The organism is Sphingopyxis sp. PAMC25046 (assembly GCF_004795895.1).
Taxonomy (GTDB): domain Bacteria; phylum Pseudomonadota; class Alphaproteobacteria; order Sphingomonadales; family Sphingomonadaceae; genus Sphingopyxis.
This window is the reverse complement of the sequence record NZ_CP039250.1, coordinates 2,996,072-3,010,440: the sequence shown is the minus strand read 5'-3', so window position 1 is coordinate 3,010,440 and position 14,369 is coordinate 2,996,072. Positions and strand designations below refer to the sequence as shown.

The 14,369-nt window shown below is 65.6% G+C and carries 11 protein-coding genes; 10 read left to right on the top strand and 1 reads right to left on the bottom strand.

The window, feature by feature from the left end; translation table 11 throughout:
- The first annotated feature begins 10 nt into the window (after nucleotides 1-10).
- The 6 genes from E5675_RS14245 (at nucleotide 11) to E5675_RS14220 (ending at nucleotide 9,501) form a co-directional block, all read left to right on the top strand.
- Complete coding sequence (locus E5675_RS14245; RefSeq protein WP_136175095.1) at nucleotides 11-2,347, top strand: GH92 family glycosyl hydrolase; 2,337 nt, start codon at nucleotides 11-13, stop codon at nucleotides 2,345-2,347.
- Between the two features lie 149 nt (nucleotides 2,348-2,496).
- The gene (locus E5675_RS14240; protein ID WP_136175094.1) at nucleotides 2,497-3,417 is read left to right on the top strand and encodes an ROK family protein; all 921 of its coding nucleotides are present in this window, start codon (nucleotides 2,497-2,499) and stop codon (nucleotides 3,415-3,417) included.
- Between the two features lie 56 nt (nucleotides 3,418-3,473).
- Nucleotides 3,474-5,801 carry a GH92 family glycosyl hydrolase gene (locus E5675_RS14235; protein WP_136175093.1) on the top strand — a complete coding sequence of 776 codons (2,328 nt, stop codon included), beginning with the start codon at nucleotides 3,474-3,476 and terminating at the stop codon, nucleotides 5,799-5,801.
- A 223-nt stretch (nucleotides 5,802-6,024) separates the two neighbouring features.
- Nucleotides 6,025-6,801 (top strand): SDR family NAD(P)-dependent oxidoreductase, encoded by a 777-nt coding sequence (locus tag E5675_RS14230; protein ID WP_136176496.1) that lies wholly within the window; start codon nucleotides 6,025-6,027, stop codon nucleotides 6,799-6,801.
- Nucleotides 6,798-7,586 (top strand): enoyl-CoA hydratase-related protein, encoded by a 789-nt coding sequence (locus tag E5675_RS14225; protein WP_136175092.1) that lies wholly within the window; start codon nucleotides 6,798-6,800, stop codon nucleotides 7,584-7,586. Before E5675_RS14230 ends, E5675_RS14225 begins: the two co-directional genes overlap by 4 nt.
- Nucleotides 7,587-7,692: 106 nt before the next feature.
- Nucleotides 7,693-9,501 (top strand): arylsulfatase, encoded by a 1,809-nt coding sequence (locus E5675_RS14220; protein WP_136175091.1) that lies wholly within the window; start codon nucleotides 7,693-7,695, stop codon nucleotides 9,499-9,501.
- 5 nt (nucleotides 9,502-9,506) lie between these two features.
- Here the strand turns inward: E5675_RS14220 and E5675_RS14215 are convergent, their stop codons facing one another.
- On the bottom strand, nucleotides 9,507-10,130 hold the full coding sequence (locus E5675_RS14215; RefSeq protein WP_136175090.1) for a TetR/AcrR family transcriptional regulator: 624 nt from the start codon (nucleotides 10,128-10,130) through the stop codon (nucleotides 9,507-9,509).
- Nucleotides 10,131-10,247: 117 nt separating this feature from the next.
- On the opposite strand from E5675_RS14215, the gene E5675_RS14210 reads away from it, so the two are divergent.
- From E5675_RS14210 to E5675_RS14195, 4 genes are all read left to right on the top strand, one after another.
- Entirely contained in the window at nucleotides 10,248-11,882 is a 1,635-nt protein-coding gene (locus tag E5675_RS14210; protein ID WP_247594630.1) for a sulfatase-like hydrolase/transferase, read from the top strand.
- Between the two features lie 112 nt (nucleotides 11,883-11,994).
- Nucleotides 11,995-12,837, top strand: coding sequence for an amidohydrolase family protein (locus E5675_RS14205; protein WP_136175089.1), 843 nt, complete (start codon nucleotides 11,995-11,997; stop codon nucleotides 12,835-12,837).
- Between the two features lie 3 nt (nucleotides 12,838-12,840).
- Nucleotides 12,841-13,743: an aldo/keto reductase gene (locus E5675_RS14200; protein ID WP_168707868.1), complete on the top strand. Its 903-nt coding sequence runs from the start codon at nucleotides 12,841-12,843 to the stop codon at nucleotides 13,741-13,743.
- 203 nt (nucleotides 13,744-13,946) lie between these two features.
- The gene (locus E5675_RS14195; RefSeq protein WP_136175088.1) at nucleotides 13,947-14,366 is read left to right on the top strand and encodes a GFA family protein; all 420 of its coding nucleotides are present in this window, start codon (nucleotides 13,947-13,949) and stop codon (nucleotides 14,364-14,366) included.
- The last annotated feature ends 3 nt before the right edge of the window (nucleotides 14,367-14,369 follow it).

Here is a 14,369-nt window from a genome sequence, read left to right as displayed (position 1 = left end):
AGGGGCGACGATGATCACGACCAGCCGCCGCCAGCTTCTTGCCACCACCGGCCTGCTCGCGCTCGGCGGCGCGATCCCGGCCGGCTGCTCGCGCGTCGCGGGCGGGGGCGGCGAACTCGCCGTCGGCAAGCCCAATCTTTTCATCGGCACCGGCGGGCACGGCCACACCTTCCCGGGCGCGTCGCTGCCGTTCGGGATGGCGCAATTGAGCCCCGATACGAATACCCACGGCTGGGATGCTTGTTCGGGCTATCACCAGAAAGATGGCTCAATCATGGGGTTCAGCCATACGCACCTCTCGGGCACCGGCATCGGCGACATGCTCGACGTGCTGGTCGTGCCGACGCGGCGCGAATTGAAGCTCGAACCGGGCACGATCGAAAAGCCGGGCGAGGGCTTTCGCCAGCGTTATTCGGACGAACATGCCGAGCCCGGCTATTATCGCGTCAAGCTCGAGACGGGCGTGCTCGCCGAGCTGACCGTCACCGAACGCTGCGGGCTGCACCGCTATCATTTCGGGCAAGGGGCAGGGCATATCCTGATCGATTTCGCGCACGCGATCGAGGATGACTGGGACAAGGGCATTGTCGTCGAAAAGGCGTCGCTCGACATCGGCGAGGACGGGGCGCTCACCGGCAGCCGGCAGGTCAATCGCTGGGCCAAGGGCCGGCACATCCATTTCGCGATGCGGATGTCGCGGAGGCCCGACCGCGTCCAATTCTTCGGCGACGACGGCAAGCCCGCCGCCGACGGGGCGAAGTCGATCAAGGGCAACAAGCTCAAGGTCGCCTTCTTCTTCGACGATGCCGGTGGTCCGCCGATCATGATCAAGACCGGCCTTTCGGCGGTCGACGTGAAGGGCGCGCGCGATGCGTTGGAACAGGAGGCGCCCGCCTGGGATTTCGATGGCGCGGTGAAGGCCGCGCGCGCGACATGGACGAAGGCGCTCGGCGGCGTCCGCGTGTCGGGCGGCACCGAGGCGCAGCGCGTCATCATGGCGAGCGCGCTCTATCACGCGCAACTCGCGCCGACGCTCTTCACCGATCGCGACGGTCGCTATGTCGGGCTCGACCGGCAGGTGCATCAGGCCGCGAAAGGCGAGGAGGCGTTCAGCACCTATTCGCTGTGGGACACCTATCGCGCGCTCCACCCGCTCTTGACGCTGATCGATCCCGATCGCGCTGCACTCCTGACCCGCGATATCTGCCGCCAGACGGCGCAAAGCCCAGCGGGCCCGCTCGTCTGGCCGCTGCAGGGGGTCGAGACTGCGTGCATGATCGGCTGGCACGGCGTCTCGGTGCTCGCCGAGGCGCACGCCAAGGGCATCGAGGCCGACTATGCCGCCGCCTGGCCCAATATCCGCCGCCGCGCTTTCGACCGCGATTACAAGGATATCGACAGCACGCTCGGGCGCGGCTTCTACTATGATCTCGGCTACATTCCGTGCGACGAGATATGGGAGTCGGTCAGCCGGACGCAGGAATATGCCTATGACGACTGGGCGATGGCGCATCTCGCCGACGCGGTCGGCGCCAAGGAAGATGCAGCGGCGCTGCGCAAGCGCGCACAGAATTACCGCGGCGTCATCGACCCCGAAACGCGCTTCGCGCGCCCGCGCTTCAAGGACGGAAGCTGGTGGCAGGATTATGATCCGGTCCAGATCGGCCACAATGTCAAGAAATGGCGCGATTATACCGAGGCGAACGGCTGGCAGGCGACCTTCCTCAACCAGCATGACGTCTACGGCCTGATCGAGCATTTCGGCGGCGACGCGGCGTTCGAGAAAAAGCTCGATGCCTTGTTCAACGCGCCCTCGACCCTGCCCGACAATGCGCCGCCCGACATTTCGGGGCTCGTCGGCCAATATGCGCATGGCAACGAGCCGAACCATCATGTCGCTTACATGTACGCCTATTGCGGCGCGCCCGCGAAGGCGCAGGCGATGGTCCGGCGGCTCTTGACCGAAATGTACAAGAACGACCCGGACGGGGTGATCGGCAACGACGATTGCGGCCAGATGAGCGCCTGGTTTATCCTCTCGGCGCTCGGCTTCTACCCGGTCGATCCGGTGAGCGCAGTCTATGTTTTCGGCTCGCCCTTGTTCGATGTGGCCGAAGTCACGGTCGGCGCGGGCAAGACGCTGACCGTCCGCGCCGAGGGCAATGGCCCCGATCGTCCTTATGTCCAGGCGGTCACCTGGAACGGCAAGCCGTGGAGCAAGAACTGGATCGCGCATTCCGACCTGATCGGTGGCGGCGAACTCGTCTTCGAGATGGGCGCCAAGCCGTCGCAATTCGGCACCGCGAAGGTCGCCCGCCCGCCTTCCTTCGGCTCGGCCCCCGCATGACGCAAATTTGCGACAAGTTTTTGATAGCGAAAAGAAAATGATAAGAACGGAATGCGTTGTGAAATCTCTCCAAATCCCGCCATGTTCGGCCTGCGCTGCAGCCCGGCGCCCTCCACAAGCCGGGCCGATCGGGCGAAGGGGTGGCGCTGATGGATAGCCCTGTAACAGACTGCGGCGAAGTGCGCCTGTTCGCCGGCATCGAGCTGGGCGGCACCAAATGCATCTGCACGCTCGCTGCAGGTCCGGGCGACATCCGCGATCAGCGCACGATCGCGACGACCGTGCCTTCGGAAACGCTGCCCGCGATCCTGGCGGTGCTGGATGGCTGGGCACGCTCGCCCGGTTTTTGCAGTATCGGCGTCGCGTCCTTCGGTCCGATCCGGGTCGATCCCGCCAAGGCCGACTATGGCCGCATCGGCGCTACGAACAAGCCCGATTGGGAAGGCGCCGACCTGCTCGGTCCACTGAAATCGGCCTTTCCCGTTCCGATCGGTTTCGACACCGACGTCAACGGCGCCGCGCTCGCCGAAATTCGCTGGGGCAGCGGCCGCGGCCTCGACGATTTCGCCTATGTCACTGTTGGAACCGGGGTCGGCGTCGGGCTGGTCGTCCATGGCAAGCCGACGCGCGGCTTCAGCCACAGCGAGATCGGTCATATCCTCGTCCCGCGCCTCGCGGGCGACGAGGTGCCGAGCGTCTGCCGCTTCCACGACGATTGTGTCGAAGGCCTCGCCTCGGGCACCGCATTGAAGGCCCGGCTGGGCGGCCGGTCGCTGGCCGACGTGGCGGCGGACGATCCGGTGTGGGAGCCGATCATTCACACGCTGGCATCGATGGTCCATTCGCTCGCTTGCACGACTGGACCGATGCGCGTCGCGATGGGCGGCGGCGTGCTCGCCGGCCAGCCGCAATTGCTCCCGCGGATCAACGCGCGGCTCGAGGCGAGCCTCGCGGGCTATATGCAGGTCCCCGGCGGTGGCGCCTATGTCATCGCGCCCGAACTCGGGACGATGGCGGGGCCGCTCGGCGCCATCGCGCTCGCGATGGACGCGGTCGGGGTCGCAGCGTGAGCAGGGCGAGCGCCGCGCCGTTGGACAGGGCGGTGCCTTCGCGGCACACGGGCGCGATGAAACGCCTGACGACCGCCGCGCTGCTCGCCCTCTTGCCGATCCAGTCCTTCGCCGAACAACCGGCGCCCGATCCGCTCGCTTTCGTCGATCCGATGATCGGCACCGGCCCCGAGGGACACACCTTCCCCGGCGCGACCGCGCCCTTCGGCATGGTCCAGCTATCGCCCGACACCGACGCGACTTGCCAGATCCGCGACTGCTACGATCATGCCGCGGGCTACAGCTACAACGACCCGACGATCCAAGGTTTCAGCCACACCCATTTCTCGGGCGCGGGCCATTCGGACCTTGGCGACATCCTCATCATGCCGCAGGTCGGAGAAGTGAAGCTCGATCCGGGCGACCCGAAGCAGCCGGGCGCGGGCTATCGCCAGCGCTTCAGCCATGACACAGAAAAGGCGAGCCCCGGCTATTATGCCGTGACGCTCGCCGACAGCGACATCCGCGCCGAACTCACCGCGGGCACGCGCGTCGGCATCCACCGCTATAGCTTCCCGGCGGGCAAGCAGGCACATCTGCTTCTCGACCTTCGCTCGTCGCTCTACGATTATCCGGGCAAGATCCTCTGGTCGGGCCTGCACCTTCGTCCCGACGGCACGCTCACCGGTTTCCGCGAAACGCGCGGCTGGGCGCCGGGGCGCAAGCTCTTTTTCGCGATGCGCTTCTCCGCGCCGCTTAAATCCCACGCCTTCCTCGATCGCGACGAAAAAATTCCCTACAAGGGTTTTCAGGCCCCCGGCCGCGGCAGCGATGCGCTCGCCGAAAAGCTCGGCAAGGCGCTCGAAGCGCGGCTCGATTTCGGGGAACTCGCCGGTCCGCTCGAAGTGCGTGTTGCGCTCTCCGGCGTCGACGAGGCGGGCGCCGTCGCCAACCTGGACGCCGAAAGCGCCGACTTCGATACCGTCCGTGCGCGCACGGAAGGCGAATGGCGCAAGGCTTTGGGCGCGCTTCAGATCGAAGCGCCGGCGCCGATGCGCACCAACCTCTACACCGCGCTCTACCATAGCCTGCTCGCGCCGAGCGTATGGAGCGACGTCGACGGGCGCTACCGGGGCCCCGACGATGCGGTCCACAGTGCCAAGGATTTCACCTTCCGTTCGACCTTCTCGCTCTGGGACACCTTCCGCGCGCAGCACCCGCTATTGACGCTTGTCGCGCCCGGCCAGACGAACACCGACATCGTCAAATCCCTTGTCGCGAGCCGCAAGGCGAGCCCGCACGGCATCCTACCCGTCTGGCAATTCCACGGCCGCGAAACCTGGACGATGATCGGCTATCACGCCGTCCCGGTGATCGCCGACGCCTATATGAAGGGCGTGGGCGATTTCGACGCGAACGAGGCGCTCGACGCTATGGTCGCGAGCGCCGAATATGCTCCCTATGGCGGGCTCGACGACTATATGAAGCTCGGCTATGTCGCGATCGACCGCGAGCCCGAGGCGGCGTCGAAGACGGTCGAATATGCCTATGACGACTGGACGATCGCGCGCATGGCCGAAAAGATGGGCCGCAAGGACATCGCCGACCGTTTCTACAAGCGCGCCGGCTACTGGCGGAACAGCTTCGACGCTAAGACCGGCTGGCTCCGCGCGCGCAAGGCTGACGGCAGCTTCCGCACCCCCTTTGACCCGACCGCGATCAACTATGGTTCGGACTATACCGAGGGCAACGCCTGGCAATATAGCTGGTTCGTCCCGCAGGATCAGGCCGCGCTCTTCCGCATCCTCGGCGGCGATGCCAAGACGATCGCCAAGCTCGACGCGATGTTCGACTATGATATTTCGAAGCTCGACTATAGCCATGCCGAGGATATCGCGGGACTGATCGGCCAATATATCCACGGCAACGAGCCGAGCCACCATGTCGCCTATCTCTACGCTTACGCTGGCGCGCCGTGGCGGACGCAGGAGCGGCTGAAGCAGATCGTCGACAGCCAGTATAAGCCCGCCCCCGACGGCCTGTCGGGCAACGATGACCTCGGCCAGATGTCGGCCTGGCTCGTTTTCACGGGCCTCGGTTTCTATCCCGTCGCGCCGGGGTCGAACCAATATGTGATCGGGCGCCCCTTCGTCGATCGTGCGGTGCTGGGCCTGCCCGGCGGCAAGCGTTTCACCGTCGAGACGGAAGGTCTGTCCGACGCCAATCCCTATGTCGGCCGGGTCGAGCTCAACGGCAAGCCGCTGACGCGCAGCTGGATTTCGGACGCCGAGATCCGCGCGGGCGGCACCCTCCGCTTCACGATGCAGGCGAAGCCCGATGCCGCGTGGGGGAAGGCGGCGGACGCACGGCCTTATTCGCTGTCGACCGCCCGTCATACGCCCTGACGCGCCGCCGCCGTGCCCGGCGAAGGGCGTCGACCGGACCTTTATCCCCCGCCCGCCACGCTCGGCAGCCGCGACGGGGGATGAGGTTCGTTGTGCACAAGAAGAACATTAAGAGAACAAAGCAGCTTCGTCAACCCCGTATCTCCCTTTCCCCGTGGCCCTGCCCGTTGACGTGAACGTCAATCGCGACCAAATGCATAGCAAGCGAAGGAAAGGGAAGATGATGTCCGAGCAACCCAAATTCGATCTGACCGGGCGCGTCGCGCTGGTGACGGGCGCTTCCTCGGGGCTCGGCGCAGGTTTTGCAAAAGCGCTCGCCGCTGCGGGGGCGAAGGTCGTGCTCGCCGCGCGGCGCGCCGACAAGCTCGCCGAACAGGTAGCCGCGATCCAGGCCGCGGGCGGGCAGGCGGTTGCCGTCAGCATGGACGTCACCGACGAAGCGTCAACCAAGGCCGCCTATGATGCCGCCGAGGCCGCGTTCGGCACGGTCGATACTGTCGTTGCGAACGCTGGCGTCGCGACCGAGAAGATGGCGATGGGCCTGTCGGTCGACGAAGTCGACTTCCTGCTCGCCGCCAATGTCCGCGGCGTCTTCCTGACCGCGACCGAAGGCGCGAAGCGTCTCGACAAGGCGGGCAGCCGCGAAAGGCAGCACGGCCGCATCGTCCTCATCGGCTCGATCACGGCCGAGAAGGTGTTTCCCGCGACCTCGGTCTATGGGGCGACCAAGGCGGCGGTGCGCCATCTGGGCAAGGCGCTCGCCCGCGAATGGGCGCGGCGCGGGATCAGCGTCAATGTGATCCAGCCGGGCTATTTCGATTCCGAAATGACCGCCGAACTGTTCGACAGCGAAGCCGGCGCGGCGATGGTGAAGGGCTTCCCGCGCCAGCGGATGCGCCCGCCGAGCGATCTCCACGCGCCATTGCTCCTGCTCTGTTCGGATGCCGCGCTCGGCATCACCGGCAGCGTCATCACCGTCGACGACGGGCAGACCTTGTGAGAGAGCTGCTGGTCGAACGCCGCGGCGCAGTCGAAATCGCGACGCTCAACCGGCCTGAACGGCTCAATGCGCTGAACGAAGGGCTGGTCGACGAACTCAATGCCTATTTTGGCGGGCTTGCCGAACGCACCGATGTTCGCGTCGTCATATTGCGCGGCGCCGGGCGCGGCTTCTGCGCCGGGCTCGACATCCAGGAGGACCGTTCGTCCGACGAGACGCCGGTGCTGCGCACGCTGCGCACCCAGACCAGCATCGGCAACATCTATCGCAAGATGCGCGCCTGCCCGCAGCCGATCGTCGCGCTCGGCCACGGCGCGGCGTGCGGCGGCGGGCTGTCGCTGCTGCTCGCGTCCGACGTCCGCTATGCGGCGCCGTCGTTCCGCTGCAACGCCGCCTATATCCGCATCGGCCTCGGCGGCTGCGACATGGCCTCCAGCTATTTCCTGCCGCGCCTCGTCGGCGTTAGCCTCGCGTCCGAGATGATCCTGACCGGCCGCTTTATCGACGCCGAACGTGCGCTGCGCGCCGGGCTGGTCAGCGAGATCGTCGAGGAAAAGGCGCTGCTCGACCGCGGGCTCGCGCTCGCCGAAGAGATGCTCGCGACCTCGCCCTATGGCCTCCGCCTCTCGAAACAGGCGCTCAATCTCAACATCGACGCGCCCGGCCTCGAGGCCGCGATGGCGATCGAGGACCGGCAGCAGGTTATCCTCTCGGCGACCGAGGATCATCGCGAGGCGCTCGCCGCCTTCCTCGAAAAGCGCGCGCCGGACTATCGCGAACGTTGAGATCGAGGTCGCTCGCATCGCCCCATTGACTCCCCAATATATTGACATAGTAAGTGTCACATCCCGAGGGGGTGGGAGTGATGGCAGTACGCAGGAGGACCACTAAATGCTGGGTCGCTTAGGCGGGTCCCGGCGTGCTGCCATCATCGCAATCAGCGCGCTGATCGCCTTGGCGCCCGCGCAGGCGCAACCTGAAAAGCCTGCGCCGGGCCGTCCGAACATCGTCATCCTGCTTGCCGACGACTGGGGCTTTTCGGACGTCGGCTCCTTCGGCGCCGAATTCGCGACCCCCAATATCGACGCGCTCGCTTATGCCGGGATGCGCTTCTCGAATTTCCATGTCGCGGGGTCCTGCTCGCCGTCGCGCGCCATGCTGCAGACGGGGGTGATGAACCACCGAAACGGCCTCGGCAACATGCCCGAGACGATCCCCGACGAACATCGCGGCAAGCCCGGTTACGACACGGTGATGAATCACCGCGTCGTGACGATCGGTGAGCTTTTGAAGGCGGCGGGCTATCGCACCTATCTTACCGGCAAATGGCATCTCGGCAGCGACGCCACGCGGCTGCCGCACGCGCGCGGCTACGATCGCGCCTTCAGCTTGGCCGACGCGGGCGCCGACAATTTCGAACAGCGTCCGATCGAGGGCATGTACGACAAGGCGAACTGGACCGAGAACGGCAAACCCGCGACTCTACCGAGCGATTATTATTCGTCGCGCTTCGTCGTCCAGCGGATGATCGATTATATCGAGGAGGGGCGCGCGAGCGGCAAACCCTTCCTCGCCTCGATCAACTTCCTCGCCAATCATATTCCGGTGCAGGCGCCCGACAGCGACATCGCGCGCTATTCGGCGATGTATCGCGACGGCTGGACCGCACTCCGCGAAGCGCGCGCGAAACGCGCGGCGGCGCTCGGCATCGTGCCTTCGGGTGTGCCGATGGTCACCATGCCGACGACGCCCGGCTGGAAGAAGTTGGGCGACGAAGAGCGCGCCGCGGCGGTGCGCGTGATGCAGGCCTATGCCGGCATGGCGACCGCGATGGACCGCGAGGTTGGCCGCCTCGTCGCGCACCTCAAGGCGGCCGGCGACTATCACAATACGATCTTCGTATTCCTCTCGGACAATGGCGCCGAGCCGACCAATCCGTTCAATAGCCTGCGTAACCGGCTGTTCCTAGGCATGCAATATGACCTGTCGATCGCGAACATCGGCCGGCGCGGAAGCTTTTCCGCAATCGGGCCGGGGTGGGCGAGCGCGGCGGCGTCGCCGCTTTCGGGCTACAAGTTCAGCGCGACCGAGGGCGGCCTGCGCGTCCCGCTGATCATCGCATGGCCCGGCCATGCCGTCATTCGCGCGGGCGGCATCAGCGACGGCCTCGCGCACGTCACCGACATCTTGCCGACGCTGACCGAGCTTGCCGGGGTGCCCGGCCACGGCGGACGCTGGCGGGGCAGGGCGGTCGAGCCCGTGACCGGTCGCAGCCTCGTTCCGATGCTGAAGGGCGGCGCGGGAAGCGTCCATGGCGACGCGCCGCTCGGCTATGAGCTGTCGGGCAATGCGGCACTGTTCCGCGGCGACTACAAGCTGGTGCGCAACCTCGCGCCGACCGGCGACGGCGAGTGGCGGCTCTTCAACCTCAAGGCCGATCCCGGCGAGACGCGGGACCTTGCCGCCGCCGAACCCGACCGCTTCAAGACGATGATGGCCGACTATCGCGCCTATGCGAAGGCGAACGGCGTGCTCGACATGCCCGCGAGCTACACCGCCGACGAACAGATCAACCGCTACGCCTTCGAACAACAGGGCAAGCCGCGCCTGATCCGCTTCGGTCTGTGGGTGGGCGCGTTCGCCCTCCTGCTATCGGGTCTGATCTGGGCTCTGCGCCGCCGGCGCCGCGCACGCAGATAGGCATTTCAATCGGCGGCGATCGCCGCCATCTGTGCCTCGACCATTCGCTCCATCACCGTTCCCGCATCCTCGGCCGACAGGCTCTGGTCGTGGCGCAGCGTGCGCCAGCTATGAAAGGAAAGCGCAGCGCACAGCGCCTCGACGCCGATCCGGTCGGCGCGCACCGCCGCCGGCAACAGCCGCAGGATCAACTCGCGCTCCAGCATCACGACGCGGCTATACTGCCCCATCAGGAAGGGAGACTGATAGCGCTTGATATTGGCGGCGAGGCGAAAGGGCAGCGTCGTTTCGAACACCCGGACGCGGCGGCCGACGAGCTCGCGGATATTGTCACGCCACGGCTGGTCGGGATAGGGCGCCATCACGATCGGCATCACCTCTTGGGTGATCGTCGCGGTGATCTCGGCATACAGCGCATCCATATCGTCGAAATGGCGGAACACGGTGCGCAGCCCAATGCCTGCCTCTTCGGCGACGCGCGCCGCGCTCGGCGACAGGTCGCCCCCGACGATCAGCTCCATCATCGCCTCGACGATGCGCCGATGGCTCGACCGCCCGCGTTCGCGGCGCCCGTCGACCCGCGGCGATGCGACCTCGTGCGCGCTCGATTTTTCCAGCTCTGTCGCCATGGCACCCCTGCTGGCCCGACTTGACGCCGGCGTCAAACAATCTTGCGTCCCGGTCAATATAGTGACACATATAGTGTCAATTGTTTTGTGGCAATTTGACACGCGATATGGGTGAAGATGATGAAGAAGAGATGGGCGGCCCTCTCCGCATGGCTACTCGCCGGCGCGGGCGGATATTGGGCGTATGAGGCGAACAAATATCGCCTCCCCGGCATCCTTCAGGATTGGAACGATCCCGTTCAGCCGAACCGTGCGATCGCTTGGCAGCAAGGCCCGGCGAAGGCGCCGGAAGGAAAGCGCCCGCCGAACATCATCCTGATCGTCGCCGACGATCTCGGCTATAACGACATCAGCCTGAACGGCGGCGGGGTGGCGGGGGTCGTGAAGACGCCGAACATCGATGCGCTCGCGCGCGAAGGCGTCGATTTCACCACCGCCTATGCCGCGAACGCGACCTGCTCGCCGTCGCGCGCCGCGATGATGACCGGGCGCTATCCGACGCGTTTTGGTTTCGAATATACGGCGGTGCCCGTCGAGTTCGCCGAAAATCTGGCGCATGGCGAGGGCGTCGGGCCGCACCGCGCGATCTTCCACGACGAGCTGATCACCCCCGACATTCCCGCCTATCCCGACATGGGCGTCCCGGCGAACGAAGTGACGATCGCCGAGGCGGTGAAGGCGGCGGGTTATCACACGCTCCACATCGGCAAATGGCATCTGGGCGAGGCGCCGCAGCTCCAGCCGCAAGCGCAGGGCTTCGACGAAAGCCTTGCGATCCTTGCAGGCGCCGCGATGTTCCTGCCCGAGGACGATCCGGACAGCGTCAACGCCAAGCTGCCGTGGGATCCGATCGACCGCTTCCTCTGGGCGAACCTCCGCCACGCGGTCACCTTTAACGGCCGCAAGCGCTTCCATCCCAAGGGGCATATGACCGACTATTTCGCCGATGAGGCGATCGAGGCGATTGAAGCGAACAAGAACCGTCCCTTCTTTTTGTATCTCGCCTTCAACGCGCCACATACACCACTGCAGGCGACGAAGGCGGACTATGACAAGCTGCCCCAGATCAAGGATCACAAGACGCGGGTTTATGGCGCAATGATCGCGCAGCTCGACCGCCGCATCGGCGATGTGATGGCCAAGCTGAAAGAAGCCGGGATCGACGACAATACGCTCGTCATCTTCACCAGCGACAATGGCGGTGCCTGGTATAATGGCATGCCCGATCTCAACGCGCCTTTCCGCGGCTGGAAGGCGACCTTCTTCGAGGGCGGGATCCGCACGCCCCTCTTCATGCGCTGGCCGGGCGGGATTGCAGCGGGGACGCAGCGCGCCGATGTGACGGGGCATCTCGATATCTTCGCGACGATCGCCGCGGCGGCGGGCGCGACCCTGCCGCAGGATCGGACGATCGACAGCGAGGATGTCCTCGCCGGGCCCGCGAAGCGTCCCGCGATGTTCTGGCGCTCGGGCGATTATCGCGCTGTGCGCGCAGGCGACTGGAAATTGCAGGTGACCAAGCGCCCGGAAAAGGCGCGCCTCTACAACCTTGCCGACGACCCGACCGAGCGCCAAGATCTCGCTGCAAGCGAACCGCAACGCGTCGCTGCGCTCCGAAGCTTGATCGAGGAGCAGAACAAGGGGATGGCGAAACCGATCTGGCCGGGTCTCGTCGAAGGGCCGGTGCGTATCGACGTGCCGCTAAACGCGCCGTGGAAGGATGGCCAAGATTATATCTATTGGACCAATTGAGACAAGCCGGGCCGGCGCAGAAAAAGCGAACAGAGCTGCCTGCTGGGTAATTGGCGGCTCACGTCCTTTGTGGCAGGTCGGGGCATTCCTCCCCTCGCGCACTGGAGACATCATGCGAGCCCTGCTGCTTTCGATCGCCTTGCTTACGCCCTCGGTATCTGCCTTCGCGCAGAACGCCGTCGTCGACACCCATGTTCACTTGCACAAAGGCGCGGCGTCGCTCGCCGAATATCGGGCGCAACTGAAAGCCGCGAACCAATCGGTCGACGCCTTCGGGGCGATGTGGTTCGGTGGCCCGAATCAGGCGCTCGCGGGCAATCCCGCCGACATAGCCCAGCGCAACGACGCGCTGATCGCGCTGGCGGCGAAGAATCCCGACATGATCGCCATCGCGACGGTCCACCCCTATGACGGCGACGCTGCGCTCGCCGAAGTCGACCGCGTTGCCGCTCGCGGTGTCCGCCTGCTCAAGATCCACCCGCACACGCAGAAATTCGACGCTGCGGACCCGCGTGTGCTCACGCTCGTCAAGCATGCGGGCGACAAGGGCATGATCGTCATCATGGACAATGCCAGCATCGTCCCCAGCGACAATGAGAAACTCTTCAACCTCGCGCTTGCGGCGCCGAAGACGAAGTTCATTTTCGGCCATATGGGGGGGCTCGGTTTCCGTTTCTGGAATATCCTCGCGCTCGCGCGCACCGCCGAAAATCTCTTCGCCGACAATATCTATTTCGACATTTCGGCGAGCGTGATCCTCGCGGCGGACTCGCCGATCGAGGAGGAATATGTCTGGACGATCCGCAACGTCGGCGTCGACCATGTGCTGCTTGCTTCGGATTTCCCGCAAATTTCGCTGCCCAAGACGCTGGAGGCCTTCGCGAAGCTCGACCTGACGGACGCGGAGCGCGCGCAAATCCGCTCGGGCAACGCGCGCAAGCTGCTCGGGCTCTGACCGATGTCGGTCCATCTTCCCGCGCCCGCCGCTGTGGATATCGCCGGGCACGCGGTCGCGCCCATCGCCTGGGGCATGTGGCGCTTCGCCGGCGTCGATCTTGCGACCGCCCGCGCGCGCATCGACGCGGCGTTCGAGGCGGGCGTGACGCTGTTCGACACCGCCGACATCTATGGCTCCGACACGCCCGGCGGCTTCGGCTCGGCCGAAACCCTGCTAGGCGAGGTCTTCGCCGACGCTCCCGGATTGCGCGAGGCGATGGTCCTCGCAACGAAGGGCGGGATCATCCCGGGCGTGCCTTATGACAGCAGCGCGCCCTATCTGGCGTCGGCGATCGATGCTTCGCTCCGCCGCCTGCGTACCGACCGGGTCGAGCTGTGGCAGATCCACCGCCCCGACCTGCTCGCCCACCCGCAGGAGGTCGCCCGCGCACTCGAAGAGGCGCACCGCGCTGGAAAGATCGGGGCGATCGGCGTCTCCAACTTCACGCCTGCGCAGACATCGGCGCTCGCTCGCTTCCTTCCCGTCCCGCTGGTCAGCCACCAGAGCGAATTTTCGCCGCTTCACCTCGCCCCACTCTTCGATGGCCTTTTCGACCAGTCGATGGAGCAGGGCATGGCCTTCCTCGCCTGGTCGCCGCTTGGCGGCGGCCGCCTTGGCGATCCGGCCGACGAACGTGGTCAGGCGGTCGCCGCGCTGCTCGACGCGAAAGCCGCTGAACATGGCGTCTCGCGCGCTGCGGCGACCTATAGCTGGGTAATGGCGCACCCCGCGCGTCCGATCCCGATCGTCGGCACGCAAAAGGCCGAACGGATCAGGGAAATCCCGCAGGCATTCATTCCGCGCTGGACGCGCGCCGAATGGTATGCGGTGCTGCAAATCGCGATGGGAGAGCGGCTGCCATAACGGCTACGCCTGACGGTTTGCCGGACCCGCAATGACGAGATTTTTGAAAGAGATGCCCCGCCTCCACATCGAGACGTAGGAGAGCGGGAGGCGGGGCGAGCGCGCTTAAGCAGGGCCCGGCTTTCCGGTCAATGAACGGATAGCAAATTTCGGCGATGCTGTGAGGTTTGTTTGCTTGCCGCGCGATGATATGCCTTCGCGTCATGGAACGCACCGCCTCCTGTCACTGCGGCAAGCTGGTCCTCACCTGCACCGGTGATCCGGCGAAGGTATCGCTCTGCCATTGCTTCGATTGCCAGCGGCGAACCGGATCGCTCTTCAGCGTCGCGGCCTTTTTTCCCCGTGAGCGTGTGAAATTGCCCGTCGCGGGCGCCAAGGCGTTCAAGCGTCCGTCGGCGAGCGGCCGCGACGTATCCTTCTATTTTTGCTCCGACTGCGGATCGTCGCTGTGGTGGGAGCCCGACCGGCTTCCGCACCTGATCGGCGTCGCGGCGGGGGCGTTTGCCGATTCCGGCTTTCCGATGCCCGAACAGGCGGTCTGGGCCGAGCATCGGCACGGTTGGCTCGACCTTCCGCTGCCCGAGCACCAGCGCAATCCGGTAAAGCGGGCGCCCGGCGACTGAACC

Coding starts and splice junctions, on each gene's coding strand:
- E5675_RS14210 (WP_247594630.1), top strand. CDS start 10,248: ATGATGAAGAAGAGATGGGCGGCCCTCTCCGCATGGCTACTCGCCGGC.
- E5675_RS14215 (WP_136175090.1), bottom strand. CDS start 10,130: ATGGCGACAGAGCTGGAAAAATCGAGCGCGCACGAGGTCGCATCGCCG.
- E5675_RS14220 (WP_136175091.1), top strand. CDS start 7,693: ATGCTGGGTCGCTTAGGCGGGTCCCGGCGTGCTGCCATCATCGCAATC.
- E5675_RS14205 (WP_136175089.1), top strand. CDS start 11,995: ATGCGAGCCCTGCTGCTTTCGATCGCCTTGCTTACGCCCTCGGTATCT.
- E5675_RS14230 (WP_136176496.1), top strand. CDS start 6,025: ATGTCCGAGCAACCCAAATTCGATCTGACCGGGCGCGTCGCGCTGGTG.
- E5675_RS14240 (WP_136175094.1), top strand. CDS start 2,497: ATGGATAGCCCTGTAACAGACTGCGGCGAAGTGCGCCTGTTCGCCGGC.
- E5675_RS14200 (WP_168707868.1), top strand. CDS start 12,841: ATGTCGGTCCATCTTCCCGCGCCCGCCGCTGTGGATATCGCCGGGCAC.
- E5675_RS14235 (WP_136175093.1), top strand. CDS start 3,474: ATGAAACGCCTGACGACCGCCGCGCTGCTCGCCCTCTTGCCGATCCAG.
- E5675_RS14245 (WP_136175095.1), top strand. CDS start 11: ATGATCACGACCAGCCGCCGCCAGCTTCTTGCCACCACCGGCCTGCTC.
- E5675_RS14195 (WP_136175088.1), top strand. CDS start 13,947: ATGGAACGCACCGCCTCCTGTCACTGCGGCAAGCTGGTCCTCACCTGC.